Origin of the sequence: Roseovarius sp., from assembly GCF_040219995.1 — a bacterium.
Classification (GTDB): domain Bacteria; phylum Pseudomonadota; class Alphaproteobacteria; order Rhodobacterales; family Rhodobacteraceae; genus Roseovarius.
Map to the genome: position 1 here is coordinate 100,721 of NZ_JAVJUC010000042.1, position 20,097 is coordinate 120,817.

A 20,097-nucleotide genomic window follows, 5' to 3' on the forward strand; every position below is an offset into this window, starting at 1 on the left:
CCCAACCTGAATTGGAGGACAAGATGGACGGCAACGATATGGGCAAATGCCCCGTCATGCATGGCGGGCTGACCGAGAGCGGCCAGAGCGTCACCAGCTGGTGGCCCAGCACGCTCAACCTCGACATTCTGCATCAGCATGACAGCAAGACCAACCCGATGGGACCGGACTTCGACTATGCCGAAGAGGTCAAGGACCTAGATTTCGACGCGGTCAAGGCCGACGTCAAGGCGCTGATGACCGAGAGCCAGGAGTGGTGGCCGGCGGACTGGGGCCACTATGGCGGGCTGATGATCCGTCTCGCATGGCACGCGGCGGGCACCTATCGCCTGGCCGACGGGCGCGGTGGCGCGGGCACTGGCAACATCCGCTTCGCACCGCTCAATTCCTGGCCCGACAACGGCAACCTCGACAAGGCGCGGCGCATCCTTTGGCCGGTGAAAAAGAAATACGGCAACAAGCTGAGCTGGGCCGATCTGATCATCCTCGCGGGCAACATGGCCTATGAATCCATGGGGCTCAAAACCTACGGCTTCTCGTTCGGCCGCACCGATATCTGGCATCCCGAAAAGGACACCTACTGGGGTGCCGAGCGCGAGTGGCTGGCCCCCTCCGACAGCCGCTATGGCGACGTGAGCAAGCCCGACACGATGGAAAACCCGTTGGCCGCCGTGCAGATGGGCCTGATCTACGTCAACCCCGAAGGCGTCAACGGTCAGCCCGACCCGCTCAAGACCGCCGAGCAGGTGCGCGAGACCTTTGCGCGCATGGCGATGGATGACGAAGAAACCGCGGCACTTACCTGTGGCGGGCATACCGTGGGCAAATGCCACGGCAATGGTGATGCCGCGACGCTCGGGGCCGAACCCGAGGGCGCGGATGTCGAGACGCAGGGCTTTGGCTGGGTCAACCCCAACCTCGGCGGCAAGGCGACCAACGCGATCACCTCCGGCATCGAGGGCGCGTGGACGACCAACCCGACACAGTGGGACATGGGCTATTTCAAGCTGCTCTTCGGCTATGAGTGGGAGTTGACCAAATCCCCCGCAGGCGCGTGGCAGTGGCAGCCCGTCGACATCAAGGAAGAAGACATGCCAGTCGATACCACCGATCCGTCGGTGCGTCGCATGCCGATCATGACCGATGCCGACATGGCGATGTAGATGGACCCGACCTACCGCGCCATCTGCGAGAAGTTCATGGCCGACGAGGCCTATTTCTCGGAGACCTTCGCGCGGGCCTGGTTCAAGCTGACGCATCGCGACATGGGCCCCAAGGCGCGCTATATCGGCCCCGACGTTCCGGGCGAAGACCTGATCTGGCAGGATCCGATCCCGGCAGGGGCGACCGACTACGACGTCGCCGCCGTCAAGGCCAAGATCGCCGATAGCGGGCTGAGCTTGTCGGACATCGTCAACACCGCATGGGACAGCGCGCGCACCTATCGCGGCTCGGACATGCGCGGCGGTGCCAATGGCGCGCGCATCCGTCTGGCCCCGCAAAAGGACTGGGAGGGCAACGAGCCCGATCGTCTGGCCCGTGTTCTGGGCGTGCTGGAGCCGATCGCCAAGGAGAGCGGTGCAAGCCTCGCTGACGTGATCGTGCTGGCCGGCAATGTCGGTGTCGAGCAGGCGGCCAAGGCTGCCGGGTTCGACGTCGAGGTGCCGTTCCATCCCGGTCGTGGCGACGCCACCGACGAGATGACCGATGCCTCCTCCTTCGACGTTCTGGAACCGCTGGCCGATGGCTTCCGCAACTGGACCAAGAAGGACTACATCGTCACGCCCGAGGAAATGCTGCTCGACCGCACGCAACTCTTGGGCCTCACGGCGCATGAGATGACCGCGCTGATCGGTGGCATGCGGGTGATGGGCACCAACTACGGCGGCACGGCGCATGGCGTCTTCACCGACAAGCCTGGTGCGCTCTCGACCGATTTCTTCACCACGCTCACCGACATGGGCTACAAGTGGGAGCCTGCGGGTAGCGGCACCTACAACATCGTTGACCGCAAGTCGGGCGAGACCAAGTTCACCGCGACCCGCGTCGATCTGGTGTTCGGCTCCAACTCGATCCTGCGCGCCTATGCCGAGGTCTATGCGCAAGACGACAACGCGGAGAAATTCGTGAAGGATTTCGTCGCCGCCTGGACCAAGGTGATGGAGGCTGACCGCTTCGATCTGACCTGATCGGGCGTCACGCCAAGATACGAGACCCCGCCGCGCGGCCCCGACACGGGCCGCGCGGTTTTCTTTGGGGGATTGGCACGAAGGGCCTTGAGCGGTCGTTGACATCTAGGAGCAATGCGCGGAATCGAGGTGCCGTAGGCACCGCCGCGCAGCGCCCGACCGCCCCACCGGGCGGGCGCCGCGCGGCTCATCTCGTTAACACCAAAGGTCCACTTCAGGCCAACTCCACCCCAACCACACAAGGACTCGAAACAAGAACAAAACGTGAATACACTACACGCCTGCCCGCCCCTTCCCGAATCGCAACCACCCCATGCCCTTCGCCGAACTCTCTGCCCTCTCGAATTTCACCTTCCTCACCGGGGCCGCCCATCCCGAGGAATATATCGAGCGTGCCGCCACGCTCGGCCTCTCGGGCGTGGCCATCGCCGATGAAAACTCCGTCGCGGGCATCGTGCGCGCCCATGCCCGCGCGCGCGAGATCGCCCGGCAGGTGCGCGAACGCCAGAGACAGGAGGCGCGCCATGGGATGATCGGCCCGCCCGCACCCTGGCCCACCACCCCGCACTGGGCCGCCACCCCCCGGCTCATACCCGCCGCCCGGCTGGTGCTGCGCGACGGGCTGACGCTCACCGCCCTGCCCCGCGACCGGCAGGGCTGGGCCAGCCTCTGCCGCCTGCTCACCCTCGGGCGACGGCGCGCGGCCAAGGGGGGCTGCGAATTGCACCTCGCGGACCTGCTGGAGGGGGCGGCTGGCCTGCACCTGCTGCTGCATCCCGGCGGGGCAAGAGACTGGCACAGGCAGGCGGCGCAACTCACCGCGCGCCTCGGCGCTCACATGCACCTGCTGCTGCGCCCGCACTATGACGGGCGCGACCCGGCACGGTTCGCGCACCAGACCCGGCAGGCCACCCGCCTCGGCCTGCCGACCCTTGCCGCCGCAGCCCCGATCCTGCACCGCGCGCAGCGCCGCCGCCTTGCCGATGTCCTCAGCGCGATCCGGCTGGGCGTGACCGTGGACCGGCTGGGCCGCCACGCCCTGCCCAATGCCGAAGCGCGCCTGCGCTCCGAGGCCGAGATGCGCCGCCTCTTCACCGGCCACAAGGACGCGGTCGACCGCGCCGCCGCCCTCGCCGCCGGGCTCACCTTCTCGCTCGACGAATTGCGCTACGAATACCCCAGCGAAGTCGCCGAGAACGAGAGCCCCAGCCAGAGATTGCGACGGCTGGCCGAGGCGGGCCTCGACTGGCGCTATCCGACCGGCGCGCCCGAACGGGTGCGCGCGATGATGGAACACGAACTGACCCTTATCGCCAAGCTGCGCTACGAGCCCTATTTCCTGACCGTCAACGATGTGGTCGCCTTCGCCCGCTCGCGCGGCATCCTCTGTCAGGGGCGCGGATCGGCGGCCAATTCGGTGGTCTGCTACTGCCTCGGCGTCACCTCGGTCTCGCCCGAGATCGGCACCATGGTGTTCGAGCGCTTCGTGTCAGAGGCGCGCGACGAGCCGCCCGATATCGACGTCGATTTCGAGCACGAGCGCCGCGAGGAGGTGATCCAGTGGATCTATGAACGCTACGGGCGCCACCGCGCCGGGCTCTGCGCCACGGTGATCCATTACCGCAGCAAGCGCGCGATCCGCGAGGTGGGCCGCGCCATGGGCCTCAGCGAAGACATCCTCGGCGCGATGACCTCGCAGATCTGGGGGTATGGCGGCGATGGCAGGCTCAGCCCGGACCGCCTGCGCGAACTGGGCCTCGATGCGAGCGAGCCGCGCCTTGCCCTCACCCTCGATCTGGTGCGCGAGATCACCGGCTTTCCCCGCCATCTCAGCCAGCATGTCGGCGGTTTCATCATCACCGAGGGGCGGCTGGATGAACTGGTGCCGATTGAGAACGCCAGCATGGCCGACCGCACGGTGATCTGCTGGGACAAGGACGATATCGACGCGCTTGGCATCCTCAAGGTCGATGTGCTGGCGCTCGGCATGCTGACCTGCATCCGCAAGGCGTTCGATCTTCTGACGCAACATCGCGGGCAGGCGCATACGCTGGCCACCCTGCCGCCCGAAGACCCCGCCGTTTACGAGATGCTCAGCCGCGCCGACAGCCTCGGGGTCTTTCAGGTCGAAAGCCGCGCGCAGATGAATTTCCTGCCGCGCATGCGCCCGCGCTGCTTTTACGATCTGGTGATCCAGGTGGCGATCATCCGCCCCGGGCCGATTCAGGGCGACATGGTGCATCCCTTCATCCGCCGCCGCAACGGCGAGGATCCGGTCAGTTTTCCCTCCGACGAACTCGGTCGGGTGCTGGGCAAGACCCTCGGCGTGCCGCTCTTTCAGGAACAGGCGATGCAGATCGCCATCATCGGCGCGGGGTTCACCCCCGAGGAGGCTGATCGCCTGCGCCGCTCGCTCGCCACCTTCAAGAAGCACGGCAATGTCAGCGAGTTCCGCAACCGCTTTCTGCGCGGCATGCGCGCCAATGGCTATGACATGGAATTTGCCGAACGCTGTTTCAGCCAGATCGAGGGCTTCGGCAGCTACGGCTTTCCCGAAAGCCACGCCGCCAGCTTCGCCCATCTGGTCTATGCCAGTGCGTGGATCAAGCATCACCACCCGGCGGTCTTTGCCTGCGCGCTGCTGAATGCCCAGCCGATGGGGTTCTACGCCCCCGCCCAGATCGTGCGGGATGCACGCGAACACGGCGTGACCGTGCGCCCGGTCTGCATCAACGCCTCGTACTGGGACAACACGCTGGAGCCCGACCGCCAGGGGCGGCTGGCGCTGCGCCTCGGGTTTCGCCAGATCAAGGGCGTCGCCCGGGACGAGGCCGACTGGATCGCGGCGGCGCGCGGCAACGGCTATGCCGGGCCCGAGGATGTCTGGCGGCGCGCGGGCCTTGCACCGGCGCTGCTGGCGCGTCTGGCCGAGGCCGATGCCTTCGCCGCCCTTGGCCTCACGCGACGCGACGCGCTCTGGCAGGCCAAGGCGCTGCACAGCCCCGAGCCGCTGCCGCTTTTTGCCCGCGATCTCGATGGCGAGGCGATCCACGAACCGGCGGCACATCTGCCGAAAATGACCCTCGGCGAAGAGATGGTCGAGGATTACGCCGCCCTGCATCTGAGTCTGCGCGCGCATCCGCTGGCCCTGCTGCGGCCACTCCTGACACCGCCCGGAACCTGAGGTCATTGCCAATCGGTCGCGTTACGGAAATACTCTGGCCAGATTCAAATCAACGCCAAGGAGCCACAATGCGCTGCGTCTTCATCAATATCCGCTGCAAGCCGGGCCACTCCTACCGCGTGGCCGAGGCCATCGCCCTGCGCGAGATCCATTCCGAGCTTTACTCGACCTCCGGGCCGTTCGACCTGCTGATGAAGCTCTACATCCCCGAGGCTGAGGATATCGGCAAATACATCAACGACAACCTGCTCGATATCGACGGGATCGAACGCACCGAGACGACGCTGACCTTCAAGGCGTTCTGAGACCAGGACGGGGCTGGAGCGGTCGTTGAGGCTCAGCACCAATGCGCGGAACCAAGGTGCCGCAGGCACCGCCGCGCAGCGCCCGACCGCCCCAGGCCAGAACCGCCCCCTACTTCAACTCTTCCCAGAACAGCGCCAGATGCCGCTGCACGATCTCGTTGTACCGCCCGCTCTCGCGCAACCGGGCCAACCCCGCATTCAGCCGGTAGAGATGCGTCGTGCCGCGCCAGTGGGTCTTGGAAATCACCACATGAAACGCCTCGCGCGACAGCGGCTGATCGACCGGCACCACGCGCCCCCGCAGCCCCATGGCCACGATCTTGGCAGCCCCTTCGAACACATCGAGGCTGACCGCATCCACCTGCCCCGCCATCAGCGCGGCAAAGCATTCCTCGGGCGTGCCCGGCTGCATCAGCTCGATCTGAGCCTGCGCCAGCCAGCGTCGCCCCGACCGGTCCAGATCATGGGTGAACCGCCCCTTGGGCCGACATAGCCGCTTGCCGATGATATCGGCATCGCTCTCGTAGAAAAAATCACCCTCTGCCCGCCGGAACAGCATGATCGGCAGATCGAGAAGCGGATCGGAGAAATGGAACGCAGCGCATCGCGCATCCTCTGGCGTGGCGGCACAATCGGGCCTGGGCCAGGGAAAGCCCATGTCATACCGCTTGTCCTCCAGCAGCGGGAACAGATGCCGCGACCAGTCCTCCTCCCAGACCACCTCGTAGGGCACCGGCGACGGGCTCAGCTCCAGCGCCGCATTGACAAGTTCGGTCGCCAGCCCCCCGCCGGGCCAATCCGGATCGGCAAAGGGCAGCTTGCCGCCCCCGGTCAAAAGCGTCATCTCCGCCCCCTTCTGCACCAACGGCGTGGCGTCGGCGACGGGGTTCTCCGCCGGGCAGGGAATATAGATCTCGGTGCCCGCGACCAGGCTCTGCACCTGCCCCGCGAGTGCCGACTGATTGGCATAATAGATCAGCGTCCACTGATCCGACGCCTCGTAATGCTGCTCTGCCACAGTCAGCAGCGTATCGCCGGGCTGCACCCGGTAGGTCACATCACACAAAGCCCGCGCCACCCCCGGCAGGGCCAGCATCAGCACGGCGGCAATCCCCGTCACGACACCCCGCATCGCCCTAGAACTCCGCCCAGACGCGGGTCATGTGCTCATCGATGATGCGCTGATAGCTGCCATCCGCCTTGATCTGCGCCAACCCCTCTTCGAAGATCGCCAAGAGCGCGCGCCCCTCGGGATGCGACTTGTGAACCACCATGTGATTGCCATCGACCGAAATCGGCTGCCCCTGCGCCACCACGACGCGGTCGCCCAATCCCATTTCCTTGATCTTGCCCCGGCCGAGGAATTCGTTGAGCACCACGCCATCGACCTCGCCTTCGGTCAGCAACCGCAGGCACTCGGCGGGCGAGGCGGGGGTCTTGAGGGTGATCACCCCGTCCTTCAGCCAGTTGCGCCCGTGCTGGTCGAAAATATACGTCGAATAGCCCGCCGGACGGCACAGCACCCGGCCCTGCAAATCGGCCACGCTGTTAAAGGCAATCGGGCGGCTCTTGTCGACGAAAAGCAGCATCAGAACCTCGAACATCGAGTCCGAGAAGATCAGGTTGGCACAGCGATAGGTCTCGGGATCGCTTTCGCAATCGGGGCGAAACCACGGAAACCCGATATCCAGCAGCGCGTTAGACAACAGCGGCTCGTGGTGCGACGCCCAGTCATCAACCCAATGCACGGCAAAGCCCTGCTCGGGATCGGCGGCCTCCATCGCCGCCCGCACCACATGCGCCAGCACCCCGCCCTCGGGCATGTCCTTGTCGGTGAAGGGCCAGAAATCGCTGCCCGTCAGGATATTGATCTTGCGGCGCGTCGCGGCGGTGCCGGGGGCCACCACCAAGGCGGCAGGCTCGGGTGCCACGACCGCCACCGCCTGCCCGCCGGGCAGGCCGGTGGGCAGCCCTTCAATGCAGCGCAGGCGCAGCGTCATGCCAACCCGGATATTGTTGGGGTTCTCGCCAATCGCGCCGATATTTCTGGAATGCACCACGGTCCACTTGCCGGCGTCACGGTATTGGCTGTCCGCGATCAGCGACAGGCTGTCACCGCGCTTGACCGTATAGTCCCCGCCACAGGTCTGCGCCGCCGACGCCCCGGCCATGCCCAGCCCGGCCAAGGCCAGCAATGCCCCACAAATTGCGTTTCTCATATAACACACCCCCAGATAATGAGGGGTAATAACGCCGTTTCACCAGATTCGGTCAAGGGCCCAGAGCCCGCAAAGACGCATATCACGGCGCAAACACGGCCAAGGCCTTCGCCGCCCGCCCTATTTACATGCGCGTCAGCCGCGCGCTCAACCGCAGCGCGTGGCTCGGGTCCTGTGCCACGGCAGGCAGTACCGGGTCATAGCCCGCCCGGATCAGCGCGCCGATCTCGGGGCGCAGCACCAACTCGCCGCCCGGCAAGGCCGCCAGCGGCGAGCGGTCGGTAAAGGCGCGGTCCGACCACAAGAGAATGGTCTGCACGATCTGGCTCAGCGCCAGCGTCTCGGCGGGCACCGCACTCAATTCCTCATCCATCCGCAGGAAGACAAACGACGCCCGGATCGCCCCCGCCTCGTCAAAGCGAAAGATGCGATACTGATTGGCCCCCGCCGCCACCAGCCGATCCACCAGCGGCCCCAGATCGGGCACCAGCCGGTCCATATCCGGCACCTCGCGCAACTCTTCCCAGTCACGAAAGAAAAATATCATCAGGTTCGCGCCCAGTTCCGGATCGGTCTCGGCCATCTTGTGATCCGCCAGCGCCACCACCGCCTCGATCGCGCCCTTGACGATCCCGAGCGTCCGGTCATCGACACCAAAGACAATCGGCACGATGGGCCGCCCCCAGCGGGCAAACAGAAACGTCCCGTCGGTGCGGGTAAACAGCGCCTCGATCTCGTCCGCGCTCAGGGTCTCGCTCATCGTTCAGCCTCCCGTTGCGGCCCCCTCTAGCAGGCCCGCCCCGATCCCGCAAATCCCGGTTTCTTTATGGCAAAAATACTCAAATCCGACACCCGCACCGGGGATGCGTCACTTGCCGAAAAGATCGTTCTGCCCCTTCGGTCCCGGCGCGGGCAGGCCCAGATGCGCCCAGCCGCCCTGCGCCAGCATTCGCCCGCGCGGGGTGCGCTGAATGAGGCCCTGCTGCAACAGGAACGGCTCGATCACCTCTTCCAGCGCATCGCGGCTCTCGGACAAGGCTGCTGACAAGGTCTCGATCCCCACCGGCCCGCCCTGATAGGCCTCGGCAATCAGCCGCAGATAGCGACGGTCGGCGCCATCCAGCCCCAGGTGATCCACCCCCAGCCGGGTGAGCGAGGCATCGGCCAGCTCCCGGCTGATCTTGCCACCGCCCTCGACCACCGCGAAATCCACCACCCGGCGGAGCAATCGCCCGGCGATGCGCGGCGTCCCGCGCGAGCGGCGCGCGATCTCGCGCGCGCCATCCGGGTCGGTGGGAATGTTCAGCAATTTCGCGTTGCGCCGCACGATCTCGTGCAACTCGTCGATCTCGTAGAATTGCAGGCGCGTCGGGATGCCAAACCGGTCGCGCAGCGGCGTGGTTAGCAGCCCCAGCCGCGTCGTCGCCCCGACCAGCGTGAAGGGCTGCAACTCGATCCGCACGGTGCGCGCGGCGGGTCCCTCGCCGATCACCAGATCCAGCTCGAAATCCTCCCTCGCGGGGTAAAGCACCTCTTCCACCGCCGCGTTGAGGCGGTGAATTTCGTCGATGAAGAGCACATCGTTGCGCTCCAGATTGGTCAGGATCGCCGCCAGATCCCCCGCCTTGGCGAGCACCGGGCCAGAGGTCATGCGAAACCCTACCCCCAATTCGCGCGCCATGATCTGCGCCAGCGTCGTCTTGCCCAGACCGGGGGGGCCGTGAAACAGCGTGTGATCCATCGCGTCGCCACGCTGCCGCGCCGATTGGATGAACACCGCCAGATTGGCCCGCGCCTCCTTTTGCCCGATGAATTCCGACAGCGCCTGCGGCCGCAGGCTGCGGTCCTGATCCTCGGGCAGTTCCTCGGCGCGCAGGGTGGGATCGGGATCGGTCACGTCTTAGCCTTTCGGTGCCAGCAGCCGCAGGGCCGCGCGGATCAGCGCGGGGGTCTCGGCCCCGGGGGCCTCGCCCGCCGCCTGCGCCACCGCGCCCGCCGCCTCGCCCGGGGCATAGCCCAGATTGGTCAGCGCCGACAGCGCCTCGGCCTGCGCACCGTTCCCCGCAGGCATCACCGGGGCCGCAACCGGGGCGGCCACGCTCTCGGCCTCGATCACCTCGCCCGCATCCTGCGCAGGCGGCGGCGCGCTGCCCATCGCCATCACCGTGGGCGCCTTGTCCTTCAACTCGTTGACCACGCGCTGTGCGGTCTTGGTGCCCACCCCCTTGGCCGCCGTCACCGCGTTCCAGTCGCCAATCGCAATCGCGCGGCTCACCCCATCGGGGCCAAGCGCGCCCAGAATGGCCAGCGATGCCTTGGCCCCGATCCCCTGCACGCTCATCAGCAACCGGTGCCATTCCTTCTCCACCAGCGTCGGAAAGCCGAAAAGCTGCAGGATATCCTCGCGCACCAGCAGGTCGGTATAAAGCGCCGCCATGCCGCCCACGGCGGGCAGCGACGACAGCGTCCGGTCCGAGCAATAGACCAGATAACCCACCCCGCGCACGTCAATGAGCACATGATCGCTCGCGCGATAGTCGATCCGTCCGGCAATCCGCCCGATCATGCGCCCGCCCTCGCCACCGCGCGCGCCAGCATGTCGCCCGAGCGCGCGTGATGCGCGTGGCATATGGCAATCGCCAGCGCATCGGCTGCATCGGGACCGGCCAGCACCACGCCCGGCAGTTGCACCTTGACCATATGCGCCACCTGTTCCTTGGCGGCATGGCCCACGCCCACCACCGTCTTCTTGACCGAATTGGGCGCGTATTCGCCCACGCTCAGCCCGTATTGCGCAGGCACCAAAAGGGCGATGCCCCGCGCCTGCCCCAGCTTGAGCGTGCCCGCCCCGTCCTTGTTGACAAAGGTCTGCTCCACCGCCGCCGCGGTCGGATCATAGCGATGAAAGATGTCCGTGAGTTGCTCATGCAGCGACAACAGCCGCGCGCCCAGGTCCTCGCCGGTCGAATGACAGATGCCATTGGCCACATGGCTCAGACGGCTGCCATCCACGTCGATCACGCCCCAGCCCATGTTGCGCAACCCGGGATCTATGCCCAATACCCGCATGTTTTTCAGCCCTGCCCGCCTGTTTTTCGATGCAATAGCACGAAACAAGAACAAAGACCAAGGGGAATACAAGTTTCCATTTTGCCCAGCCCCACGGCAAAGCGTTGCAGAATTGCCGCCCCTGAGGGGATCAGCCCATGATTGGTGAAATCGCAAGTCTATTATAAACAATGACTTACGCTCAAACATGACCCATGCATTAAATGCATAAGAACTATGCAAGAATCCCTGCTTGTGAGAACGGGATTGTCTGACTAGCTGCACTGCAGAACCGGAAATTCTCCGCAACCACCCATTCAAGGAACACTCTCATGGCCGCTCTTGACACCACCCGCGCCCACGCCTCTCACGCCGGCTTCGGCTCTCTCGCCTCTCGCGTCCTGTCCATGCTCGTCGCATGGAACGAGCGCCGCGCCACGCGCAACGCCCTGTCGCAACTCTCGGACCGCGAGCTTGACGATATCGGCCTGACACGTGGCGATATCGACGTCGTCGCACGCAACATCTGATGCGCCAGCGGACAGCCCCCGGCGCGCAAGACATGAAAAAGCCCTGTACAGGACGCACCTGAGCAGGGCTTTTTCAATTTCAGGATCGGATCAGCGCAGAACCGGCGACAAGTAGCGCGCCATGATCCGCGTCAACGGATCGGGCTGCATCACCGCCGCGCCCGCCTGCTGAATGAGGCTGCCCTCGGCCAGCTGCGCGACACGTTCCTCGTAGGTCACAGCGCCCAGATGGGCGAGAACGACCCCTTTGAAAAACACGAAGCCCAGAACCATGTAAAGCAGACCGCGGATCGGAAGACCCGGCATCCGCCGCTTGGGTTTGAAAACGATAAGGCCGTCACTGCGAACCTTGCCGACATAGCCATACCCTGACCGGGCACGCTTGCGGTCAAGCGCCTTGACGCGAGAGTTAAAGCCTTGGTGTACATCACTCATGGCAAAAATTTCTCCAATCACGACCCCCACCGCGATTGAGAAAAAACTACGCCTCGATTACGGCAAAAACAAGGCGATACTGGCAAATCGGGCCAATTTTTGACTTAATTTCAAGAGTTTCTGGACAACACCAGCGTCGTCCAGTCACCAATTTCGTCGCGATGATCAAGATTGTTTCCGGCCTGTGCATAAACCCCGGCCACCTCGTCGGCCTGCTCGTTCAAGATGCCTGAGAGAATCACCTTTCCGCCCGGCCGCAGCCGCGCCGTGATTTCGGGGGCAAGCGCAATCAGCGGCCCCTTGAGGATATTGGCAAAGATCAGGTCATAGGGGCTTGCTGCCTGCAACTCCGGATGATCGAGCCCGGTCGCCTCGACACAGCGCACGCGGCCGCCCAGATCGTTGGCCGCGACATTGGCCTCGGCCACCTCGACCGCCACCGCGTCGATATCAGAGGCCAGCATCACGCCGGGCCAGATCCGCGCCGCCCCCATCGCCAGAACGGCGGTACCACAGCCCAGATCAAGCACCGAGCGCCCGACAAAGCCCGCCTCGGCCAGCCGGTCAAGCGCGCGCAAGCAGCCCAATGTGGTGCCATGATGCCCGGTGCCGAACGCCATCGACGCCTCGATCAGCAAGGGCTCGCAGCCCTCGGGCACGCGGTCGGCATCGTGGCTGCCATAGACGAAAAACCGCCCCGCCTCGACCGGGCTCAGGTCGCGGCGCACCTTGGCAACCCAGTCCACCTCGGGCAGTTCCGACACCGCAAATGGCCGCGCCTCATGAATCGTTGCCAAGAGCGCCAGCCCCGCCTCGTCCGGGGCCTCCTCGAAATAGGCGCCGATCTCCCACAGCCCCGATCCGTCCTCCATCTCGAAGGCACCCACGCCGGTCGGTTCGGGCGTCAGCCCCTCCAGCGCCTCGGCCAGCGCCTCGGCCTGGCGTTTATCGGATAGCGTGGTGAGCGCGGTATAGGTCGGCATGTCGGCCTCATTCTTGGGGGATTTATTCGGCAGGCGCGGGGATGAACCGCGCAAATACTGTCTCGTTGCCCGGCTCCGGGTGGCGTGGGATCAGCAGCGCAAGGCTTAAGGAAACACAGGCCATGCCCGCCGCCGCTATGAACACCGCCGCCGGCGAGACCAGCCACAGATAGCCCAGAAGGGCTGGCAGGAACACCGCCGCGATATGATTGATGGTGAACGCCACGGCAGCGGTCGGCGCGATGTCCCCGGGATCGGCGATCTTCTGGAAATAGGTCTTGAGTGCCAGCGCCAGTGAGAACAGCACATGATCCACCACATAGAGCGTCGCCGCCAGCACCACGCCCCAGCCAAAGAAGTAGATGCCGCCATAGGCCAGGAACACCAGCGCCAGCCCGACATATTCAAAGACCAGCGTGTTGCGCTCGCCAAAGCGGAACACCGCCCGCCCCATCAGCGGGGCCGCGACCATGTTGACGACTAGGTTGATCAGAAAGAGCGCCGTCACCTCGTGGACCTCAAAGCCGAATTTCTCGACCATCATGAAGCCCGCGAACACGACGAAGATCTGCCGCCGTGCGCCCGCCATGAATTGCAGCGCGTAATACAGCCAGTAGCGCCGCCGCAGCACCATCTTCTTGACCTGCGGATTGGGGGCCTCGAACTTCGGATAGGCGATCAGGCAGAACACCGCGACACAGGCGGTGAACCCGCCCGAGATCATGTAAACGGTGTTGTAGCTGATATCGAACGCCCGCCATGTCAGCACGATCAGCACATAGGCGACCAAAGTGGCCCCCGATCCCGCCGCCAGCAGCCAGCCCAGCATCTGCGGCGCGCGCAACTTGTCCAGCCATTGCAGTTGCAGTGACTGATTGACCGTCTCGTAATAGTGAAAGCCGATGGAACTGAGCATGGTGATCGTCAGGATACCGCCCAGCGTCGGGAACTGCGCGGTCAGCGCCGTGGCCACTCCCAGCAGCAAGAGCGAGACCAGCCCCAGAACCTGCTCATGCATGAAGATAATGAGCGCGATCACCCCCACGGCAAAGAACCCCGGGATCTCGCGCACCGTGTGCAGCCAGCCAATGTCCGAGCCGTCGAACGCCGCCACCTCGATCACGAAATTATTGAGCAGCGCCGACCACGTGGCAAAGGCCACCGGCATCGCGGCGGCCATCAGGAACAAAAGCGTGACGGGACGCCGCCAGATCGGCAACTCCCGCGCACGCCCGAGGGGGAATTGCGCACTCATGCGCATTCCTTACGCCCAAGTTTCGACTTTGGCGAGAGGCCACACCCCCGGCATCCGAAATCTTCAAAAGATTTCGGACCGCTTTCTTTTCAAGAAAGCGCGCCCCCCGCGCTCAGCCCGCGCCCTGATCGGCGCTCGTGCCACTCATGTAATTGGTCATGAAGGCGGGCTCGCCCAACTTGCGCAACAGGTCAAGCTGCAGGTCGAGCCATTCCCAATGGCTCTCCTCGTCCTGCACGATCCGCTCGAAGAGGGCGCGCGTGCCGATATCGTCACTCTCGAAGGCCTGCCGCGCGGCCTTGGTATAGAACTCGATCGCCCCGGCCTCCTCGGTCTTGTCGGCCTCAAACAGCGCCTTGAGGCTTTCGGCCTTATGCGGCGTCTTGGCGGCCTCCAGCTTCGGCACGCCCCCGAGGAACATGATCCGGTCGATGAAGGCGCCTGCATGGCCCAGTTCCTCGTGCATCTCCTCGCGCATCTTCGCGGCCAGCTTGTCGATGCCCCAATCCTCCAGCGTATGGGCATGCAGCAGGTACTGATGCACCGCCGTCAACTCCATCGACAGGGCGGTTTGCAGGTTTTCGATGCTTTTCTTGCGGTCGGTCATGTGCGTCTCCTTCTCGCGATTGCGCGTTCCTGACGCCACCTATGCACGGATGCAGCCTTTGCAATGCGTCCCAGCGCCGGGGCGTCACTTCGCCGCCAGGATCGGAGACCGACATTCCAACCGACTTTGGGTCGGCGGTTCAGGATCAATCAAATCAGGTCACATGACGGAGACACGGCACTAGACCCGATAACCGGGCCCGCCCCCAAGGAATGAGGCACAGTCGGCCAATTCGTCTCAAGTGCGCGCCACCTCAAATATGAACAACCGGAGAATGCCCACGGCAGAAGCCCTAAATCTTTTCATTTAAAAACAAGTGTTTAAAAAATTACCCGCCAAACTGTAACCCTGTTCACACGCGATATCACGCGAAACGGCCATCATGGTCGCAGTCTCACCTTGCAACACAGGAGCCAAGACAATGAAAGCCACGTCAATCGCCGTTTTCGTTTTACTCTTCGCAACTCCAGCGGTTTCACTGGGCATCGACATGAGTTCCATGACGCCATCACTATGGTATCCCGATGCCAAAACAACGAGTGATGTCGTTTCAAAGGATTCCCATGTCGAGGCAGAGTAACCCTGCCTCTCGCACAAACTCGCGCTCTCGACGTCAATAAAAACTCTGCGGATCTATATCCACGCTCAGCCGCGCCTGCGGGGGCAGCCGCAACTGCGCCACCCATGCCGACAGCGCGGGTTGCAGCGCCACGCCCTTGGGTGCCTTGACCAGCAGCCGCACCCGGTGCCGCCCTCTTATTCGCGCAATCGGGGCCGGGGCCGGGCCAAACACCTGCGCCCCCACCGCCCGGATCGGCCCGTCGCGCCGCGCCAACTCTGAGCCCAGATCGAACACCGCCTGCATGTCGGGTGAGCTGAGGATGATCCCCGCCATCCGGCCATAGGGCGGCACCCCGGCCTCGCGCCGCGCCCCGGCCTCGGCCCGCCAGAAGCCTTCCTCGTCACCTGCAAGGATCGCGCGGATCACCGGGTGCTCGGGCTGATAGGTCTGCAACACCGCGCGCCCCGCCCGCTCGGCCCGCCCGGCGCGCCCGGCCACCTGCCGCATCAGTTGAAACGTCCGTTCGGCGGCGCGCAGGTCCGACCCCTGCAACCCCAGATCGGCATCGATCACGCCGACCAGCGTCAGCAGCGGAAAATTATGTCCCTTTGCAACAAGTTGCGTGCCGATGATGATGTCGGCGGCGCCTTGGGCGATCTCCACGATCTGCTCCTTGAGCGCGCGGGCAGAGCCGAAGAGATCCGACGACAACACCGCGATCCGCGCCTGCGGAAAGAGCGCGGCCGCCTCCTCCGCCAGCCGCTCCACCCCGGGGCCGACGGCGGCCAGCCGGTCCTCGGCCCCGCAGGACGGGCAGGTGCTCGGCACCGGCGCGCTTTCGCCGCATTGATGGCAGATCAGGCGCTTCTGAAAACGGTGTTCGACCATTCGCGCATCACAATGCTCACAGCCGATCTGATGCCCGCAGGCCCGGCAGATCGTGGTCGGCGCATAGCCGCGCCGGTTGAGAAACAACAGCGCCTGCTCGCCCGCCGCCACGCGCGCACTGACGGCCGCCTGCAACGTGGGCGACACCCACCGGTTCGACGGCAGCGTCTCGGCCCGCATGTCGATCGCCGCCAGTTCCGGCATCACCGCCGCCCCGTAGCGTGCCTCCAGATCCAGCCGCTCGTATTTCCCGGCCTCGGCATTGGCCCAGCTCTCAAGGCTCGGCGTGGCCGAGGCCAGCACCACCCGCGCATCACAGAGCGACGCCCGCAGCACCGCCATGTCGCGCGCATTGTAAAGGACGCCATCCTCCTGCTTGTAGGAACTGTCATGCTCTTCATCGACCACGATCAGGCGCAGGTTCTGAAACGGCAGGAACAGCGCCGAGCGCGCGCCCACCACCATCTGCGCCGCGCCCTGCCCGACCATCTTCCAGGTGCGCCGCCGCTCGGTCATGGTGACGCCGGAATGCCACTCGGCAGGGCGCGCCCCGAACCGCGCCTCGACCCGCGTGAGAAACTCCGCCGTAAGCGCGATCTCGGGCAAGAGCACCAGCGCCTGCCCGCCCTGCCGCAGCGTTTCGGCCACCGCCTCCAGATAGACCTCGGTCTTGCCCGACCCGGTGACGCCGCGCAGCAACGTGGTGCCATAGCCCTGCGACCGCACCCCGTCGCGCAGCCGGTCTGCGGCCTGCGCCTGATCGTCGGTGAGGCTTTTCGCAGGCAGGTCGGGGTCAAGCCGCGCAAAGGACCGGTCCCGCGGCGTATCCTCCTCGCGCACGGCGCCCTGTTTCACCAGCCCCTTGACCACCGAGGATGTCACGCCCGCCATGTCGCTCAATTCGCGCAGCGTGAACCCCAGCCCGCCATGCGCGTGCAGCACCTCCAGCACCCGCGCACGGGCATCGGTCATCCGCGCGGGCGCGTCCTCGCCCAACCGGTAGATCTTCTGCATCGACGGCGGATCGCTCAACCCCGGCGCGCGCGTCGCCAACCGCAACATCGCGGGCAGGGGCGTCAGCGTATACTCTGCCGCACGGCGCAGAAATTCCTGCATCTCGGCGCGCATCGGGGCCACGTCCAGCACCCGGATGATACTGCGGGCCTTCTTGAGATCGAACCCCCCGCGCCCCGCGCCCCAGACCACGCCCAGCACCTTGCGCGGCCCCAGCGGCACCTCGACAAAGGCCCCGTGCAGGCATCCCCCCTCGGGCGCGCGGTAATCCAGCGGGCCATCCAGCGGCTGCGCCGTCAACACCGCCACGAGCGCGCCTTCGTGATGAAACTCCGGCGGCTGTTCAGTCACGTGGCGGCTCCTTGCCTTGGGCGTCAAGAGGGGTTTCGGCAGGTTGATCTATGCGGTAAACGCGAAGCTGAAACAACCCAACCCGCCAGAGAGGGCAGGCCCATGAAATTCTTTGTCGATACCGCAGAAACCGATCAGATCGCCGAACTCAATGAGCTTGGCATGGTCGATGGCGTCACCACCAACCCGTCGCTGATCCTGAAATCCGGGCGCGACATTCTCGAAGTCACCAAGGAAATCGCCGGCATGGTCGATGGCCCGGTCAGCGCCGAGGTCGTGGCGCTGAAGGCTGATGAGATGATCGCCGAGGGCCGCAAGCTCGCGCAGATCGCCGACAACATCGCCGTCAAGGTGCCGCTCACATGGGACGGGCTCAAGGCGTGCAAGGTGCTCTCGGGCGAGGGCAACATGGTCAATGTGACGCTGTGCTTTTCCGCCAATCAGGCGCTCCTCGCGGCCAAGGCGGGGGCCACCTTCATCTCGCCCTTCATCGGACGGCTCGACGATATCAATCTCGACGGGATGGACCTGATCGCGGATATCCGCCAGATCTACGACAATTACGGGTTTGAAACACAGATCCTCGCAGCCTCGATCCGCACGGTGAACCATGCGTTTCAGTCCGCCCAGATCGGCGCCGACGTGATGACCGCGCCGCCCGCCGTGATCAAGGCAATGGCCAATCACATCCTCACCGACAAGGGGCTCGAAGCCTTCATGGCCGATTGGGAAAAAACAGGGCAGAAAATCCTGTAACCTCGTGCTATAACACCCAAAAGAAAATTCGAGGCCCAAATGAGCAGCAAGCCCGAGATGAATGATCAGCTGCGCGAGAAGATCATCGCGCAGCCTGATGTTATCCTTGACGATCAAGACCTTATGCGCGCCCTCATCGCCGCGAACGAGCGTGCCATGGGGGGCAATATCGTCGATCTGCGCGGCATCGCGATGGAACGGCTCGAGGCCCGGCTCGACCGGCTCGAGGATACCCACCGCTCGGTGATCGCCGCCGCCTACGAAAATCTCGCGGGCACCAATCAGGTGCATCGCGCGATCCTGCGCATGCTCGACCCGGTGGAGTTCGAGACCTTCCTGCGCGATCTCGACGGCGAGGTGGCGCATATCCTGCGGGTCGATTCCGTGCGCCTCGTGCTCGAATCGGTGCAGAACGACAGCGATCCGGCGGTGCATCGTCTGGGCGATGTGCTCTCGGTGGCCGAACCCGGCTTCATCAAATCCTACCTCACCGGCGGGCGCGACGTGCCCGCGCGGCAGGTGACGCTGCGCCAGATCGAAGAGGGCGACATTCGGATCTATGGCCGCGACGCCGGGTTCGTGCGCTCCGAGGCCTGTCTGCTGCTGGATTTCGGGGCGGACCGCCTGCCCGGCATGCTGGTCATGGGGGCCGAAGACCCGCATCAGTTCAGCCCGCAGCAGGGCACCGACCTTCTGGCCTTCTTCGCAGGCGTGTTCGAGCGAACGATGCGCCGCTGGCTGTCATGATCTCGGCCGCCGCCCGCGACGCCCTGCAGGGCTGGCTGGCGGGGCAGAAGGCGCTCAAGGGGGCCTCCGACAACACGCTGGATGCCTACGCCCGCGATGTCACGGGCTTTCTGGCCTTCATGACCGAACATCACGGCCAGACACAAGGATTGGCCGCGCTCGCCCGGATCACCACCGCCGACATGCGCGCCTGGATGGCCTTTACCCGGGGGCAGGACGTCGGCCCCCGCTCGCTTGCGCGCAAGCTCTCGGCAGTCAAGAGCTTCTATCGCTGGCTGTCCGAGCGCGAGGGCTTCGAGCCGACCGCCGTCCTGTCGATCCGAGCGCCCAAATTCCAGCGCAAACTCCCCCGCCCGCTCTCGCCCGAGGCGGCAAGCGACGTGATCGAGACGCTGGAGATGCAATCCCTCACCCTCTGGATTGCAGCGCGCGATCAGGCGGTAGTCACGCTGCTCTATGGCTGCGGCCTGCGCATCTCCGAGGCGCTTGGCCTGACCGGCGCGGCGCTGCCGATGGGCGACACCCTCCGCATCATCGGCAAGGGCAACAAAGAACGGCTGGTGCCGGTGATTGCCCCCGCCCGCGCGGCGGTGGCGCGCTACGCGCAACTCTGCCCCTATGACATGACCCGCACCGGCCCGCTCTTCTTCGGCGCGCGCGGCGGCGCGCTCGGGCCCCGCGCGGTGCAAAAGGTGGTGGAACGCACCCGCGCCCAGCTTGGCCTGCCCGCCACCGCCACGCCGCACGCCATGCGCCACAGCTTTGCCACCCATCTGCTCAACGCGGGCGGCGACCTGCGCGCGATCCAGGAACTGTTGGGGCACGCCTCGCTCTCGACCACGCAAGCCTATACCGGAGTCGACACCGCCCGCCTGATGGAGGTCTATGCCCGCGCCCACCCGCAGGGTCGCGGGTAGCGGCGGGACGGTTGAAACGGGTTGGTCTTGAGCAGACCTTGGATTGAAGCGCCTGCGCGATACGCGGCTCACGCAAATGTCCGGCCCAAGCCAACACAGCCCCGTTA

At 65.2% G+C, this 20,097-nt stretch carries 18 protein-coding genes and 1 pseudogene; 7 read left to right on the plus strand and 12 right to left on the minus strand.

The window, feature by feature from the left end:
* Nucleotides 1-23 precede the first annotated feature (23 nt).
* The 3 genes and pseudogenes from katG to RID11_RS18460 all read left to right on the plus strand — a co-directional run bounded on the left by katG (nt 24) and on the right by RID11_RS18460 (nt 5,678).
* Nucleotides 24-2,189, plus strand: a pseudogene (gene katG / locus RID11_RS18450) (catalase/peroxidase HPI).
* Between the two features lie 313 nt (nt 2,190-2,502).
* Complete coding sequence (locus RID11_RS18455; RefSeq protein WP_350141725.1) at nt 2,503-5,373, plus strand: error-prone DNA polymerase; 2,871 nt, start codon at nt 2,503-2,505, stop codon at nt 5,371-5,373.
* 68 nt (nt 5,374-5,441) lie between these two features.
* The gene (locus tag RID11_RS18460) at nt 5,442-5,678 is read left to right on the plus strand and encodes an Lrp/AsnC ligand binding domain-containing protein (RefSeq protein ID WP_350141726.1); all 237 of its coding nucleotides are present in this window, start codon (nt 5,442-5,444) and stop codon (nt 5,676-5,678) included.
* A gap of 109 nt (nt 5,679-5,787) precedes the next feature.
* On the opposite strand, the gene RID11_RS18465 is transcribed toward RID11_RS18460, so the two are convergent.
* From RID11_RS18465 to ruvC, 6 genes are all read right to left on the minus strand, one after another.
* Nucleotides 5,788-6,810: a transporter substrate-binding domain-containing protein gene (locus RID11_RS18465; protein ID WP_350141727.1), complete on the minus strand. Its 1,023-nt coding sequence runs from the start codon at nt 6,808-6,810 to the stop codon at nt 5,788-5,790.
* A gap of 4 nt (nt 6,811-6,814) precedes the next feature.
* Nucleotides 6,815-7,897 (minus strand): transporter substrate-binding domain-containing protein, encoded by a 1,083-nt coding sequence (locus tag RID11_RS18470; protein WP_350141728.1) that lies wholly within the window; start codon nt 7,895-7,897, stop codon nt 6,815-6,817.
* A 124-nt stretch (nt 7,898-8,021) separates the two neighbouring features.
* On the minus strand, nt 8,022-8,657 hold the full coding sequence (locus RID11_RS18475; protein WP_350141729.1) for a hypothetical protein: 636 nt from the start codon (nt 8,655-8,657) through the stop codon (nt 8,022-8,024).
* 108 nt (nt 8,658-8,765) lie between these two features.
* Nucleotides 8,766-9,794, minus strand: coding sequence for a Holliday junction branch migration DNA helicase RuvB (ruvB, locus tag RID11_RS18480; protein ID WP_350141730.1), 1,029 nt, complete (start codon nt 9,792-9,794; stop codon nt 8,766-8,768).
* A 3-nt stretch (nt 9,795-9,797) separates the two neighbouring features.
* Nucleotides 9,798-10,463: a Holliday junction branch migration protein RuvA gene (gene ruvA, locus RID11_RS18485; protein ID WP_350141731.1), complete on the minus strand. Its 666-nt coding sequence runs from the start codon at nt 10,461-10,463 to the stop codon at nt 9,798-9,800.
* The gene (gene ruvC / locus RID11_RS18490) at nt 10,460-10,966 is read right to left on the minus strand and encodes a crossover junction endodeoxyribonuclease RuvC (RefSeq protein ID WP_350141733.1); all 507 of its coding nucleotides are present in this window, start codon (nt 10,964-10,966) and stop codon (nt 10,460-10,462) included. Before ruvC ends, ruvA begins: the two co-directional genes overlap by 4 nt.
* 311 nt (nt 10,967-11,277) lie before the next feature.
* Here ruvC and RID11_RS18495 point away from each other — a divergent pair, with 311 nt between their 5' ends.
* Entirely contained in the window at nt 11,278-11,475 is a 198-nt protein-coding gene (locus RID11_RS18495; RefSeq protein WP_350141734.1) for a DUF1127 domain-containing protein, read from the plus strand.
* Between the two features lie 90 nt (nt 11,476-11,565).
* Here the strand turns inward: RID11_RS18495 and RID11_RS18500 are convergent, their stop codons facing one another.
* From RID11_RS18500 to RID11_RS18525, 6 genes are all read right to left on the minus strand, one after another.
* Entirely contained in the window at nt 11,566-11,910 is a 345-nt protein-coding gene (locus RID11_RS18500) for a hypothetical protein (RefSeq protein WP_350141735.1), read from the minus strand.
* Nucleotides 11,911-12,020: 110 nt separating this feature from the next.
* Nucleotides 12,021-12,893, minus strand: coding sequence for a 50S ribosomal protein L11 methyltransferase (locus RID11_RS18505; protein ID WP_350141736.1), 873 nt, complete (start codon nt 12,891-12,893; stop codon nt 12,021-12,023).
* 22 nt (nt 12,894-12,915) lie between these two features.
* On the minus strand, nt 12,916-14,148 hold the full coding sequence (locus tag RID11_RS18510) for an MFS transporter (RefSeq protein WP_350141737.1): 1,233 nt from the start codon (nt 14,146-14,148) through the stop codon (nt 12,916-12,918).
* Nucleotides 14,149-14,260: 112 nt separating this feature from the next.
* The gene (locus tag RID11_RS18515; protein ID WP_350141738.1) at nt 14,261-14,755 is read right to left on the minus strand and encodes a bacterioferritin; all 495 of its coding nucleotides are present in this window, start codon (nt 14,753-14,755) and stop codon (nt 14,261-14,263) included.
* A gap of 306 nt (nt 14,756-15,061) precedes the next feature.
* Entirely contained in the window at nt 15,062-15,256 is a 195-nt protein-coding gene (locus RID11_RS18520) for a hypothetical protein (protein WP_350141739.1), read from the minus strand.
* A gap of 112 nt (nt 15,257-15,368) precedes the next feature.
* Nucleotides 15,369-17,570, minus strand: coding sequence for a primosomal protein N' (locus tag RID11_RS18525; RefSeq protein ID WP_350141740.1), 2,202 nt, complete (start codon nt 17,568-17,570; stop codon nt 15,369-15,371).
* Between the two features lie 102 nt (nt 17,571-17,672).
* Between RID11_RS18525 and fsa the strand changes: the two genes are divergently transcribed.
* The 3 genes from fsa to RID11_RS18540 are packed head-to-tail and all read left to right on the plus strand — an operon-like array spanning nt 17,673 to nt 19,990.
* Nucleotides 17,673-18,326: a fructose-6-phosphate aldolase gene (fsa, locus tag RID11_RS18530; RefSeq protein WP_350141741.1), complete on the plus strand. Its 654-nt coding sequence runs from the start codon at nt 17,673-17,675 to the stop codon at nt 18,324-18,326.
* Nucleotides 18,327-18,365: 39 nt separating this feature from the next.
* A complete protein-coding gene (locus RID11_RS18535; RefSeq protein ID WP_350141742.1) occupies nt 18,366-19,073 on the plus strand; it encodes a DUF484 family protein in 708 nt (235 codons plus the stop codon).
* Nucleotides 19,070-19,990: a tyrosine recombinase XerC gene (locus RID11_RS18540; RefSeq protein WP_350141743.1), complete on the plus strand. Its 921-nt coding sequence runs from the start codon at nt 19,070-19,072 to the stop codon at nt 19,988-19,990. Before RID11_RS18535 ends, RID11_RS18540 begins: the two co-directional genes overlap by 4 nt.
* The last annotated feature ends 107 nt before the right edge of the window (nt 19,991-20,097 follow it).

What these genes read in the sequence shown, in the direction of transcription:
- RID11_RS18505 (WP_350141736.1), bottom strand. Translation starts at nt 12,893, where the DNA reads ATGCCGACCTATACCGCGCTCACCACGCTATCCGATAAACGCCAGGCC.
- RID11_RS18500 (WP_350141735.1), bottom strand. Translation starts at nt 11,910, where the DNA reads ATGAGTGATGTACACCAAGGCTTTAACTCTCGCGTCAAGGCGCTTGAC.
- ruvC (WP_350141733.1), bottom strand. Translation starts at nt 10,966, where the DNA reads ATGCGGGTATTGGGCATAGATCCCGGGTTGCGCAACATGGGCTGGGGC.
- RID11_RS18535 (WP_350141742.1), top strand. Translation starts at nt 18,366, where the DNA reads ATGAGCAGCAAGCCCGAGATGAATGATCAGCTGCGCGAGAAGATCATC.
- RID11_RS18495 (WP_350141734.1), top strand. Translation starts at nt 11,278, where the DNA reads ATGGCCGCTCTTGACACCACCCGCGCCCACGCCTCTCACGCCGGCTTC.
- RID11_RS18470 (WP_350141728.1), bottom strand. Translation starts at nt 7,897, where the DNA reads ATGAGAAACGCAATTTGTGGGGCATTGCTGGCCTTGGCCGGGCTGGGC.
- fsa (WP_350141741.1), top strand. Translation starts at nt 17,673, where the DNA reads ATGAAATTCTTTGTCGATACCGCAGAAACCGATCAGATCGCCGAACTC.
- RID11_RS18520 (WP_350141739.1), bottom strand. Translation starts at nt 15,256, where the DNA reads ATGGAACTCATGTCGATGCCCAGTGAAACCGCTGGAGTTGCGAAGAGT.
- RID11_RS18455 (WP_350141725.1), top strand. Translation starts at nt 2,503, where the DNA reads ATGCCCTTCGCCGAACTCTCTGCCCTCTCGAATTTCACCTTCCTCACC.
- RID11_RS18515 (WP_350141738.1), bottom strand. Translation starts at nt 14,755, where the DNA reads ATGACCGACCGCAAGAAAAGCATCGAAAACCTGCAAACCGCCCTGTCG.
- ruvA (WP_350141731.1), bottom strand. Translation starts at nt 10,463, where the DNA reads ATGATCGGGCGGATTGCCGGACGGATCGACTATCGCGCGAGCGATCAT.
- RID11_RS18465 (WP_350141727.1), bottom strand. Translation starts at nt 6,810, where the DNA reads ATGCGGGGTGTCGTGACGGGGATTGCCGCCGTGCTGATGCTGGCCCTG.
- RID11_RS18460 (WP_350141726.1), top strand. Translation starts at nt 5,442, where the DNA reads ATGCGCTGCGTCTTCATCAATATCCGCTGCAAGCCGGGCCACTCCTAC.
- RID11_RS18475 (WP_350141729.1), bottom strand. Translation starts at nt 8,657, where the DNA reads ATGAGCGAGACCCTGAGCGCGGACGAGATCGAGGCGCTGTTTACCCGC.
- RID11_RS18540 (WP_350141743.1), top strand. Translation starts at nt 19,070, where the DNA reads ATGATCTCGGCCGCCGCCCGCGACGCCCTGCAGGGCTGGCTGGCGGGG.
- RID11_RS18510 (WP_350141737.1), bottom strand. Translation starts at nt 14,148, where the DNA reads ATGAGTGCGCAATTCCCCCTCGGGCGTGCGCGGGAGTTGCCGATCTGG.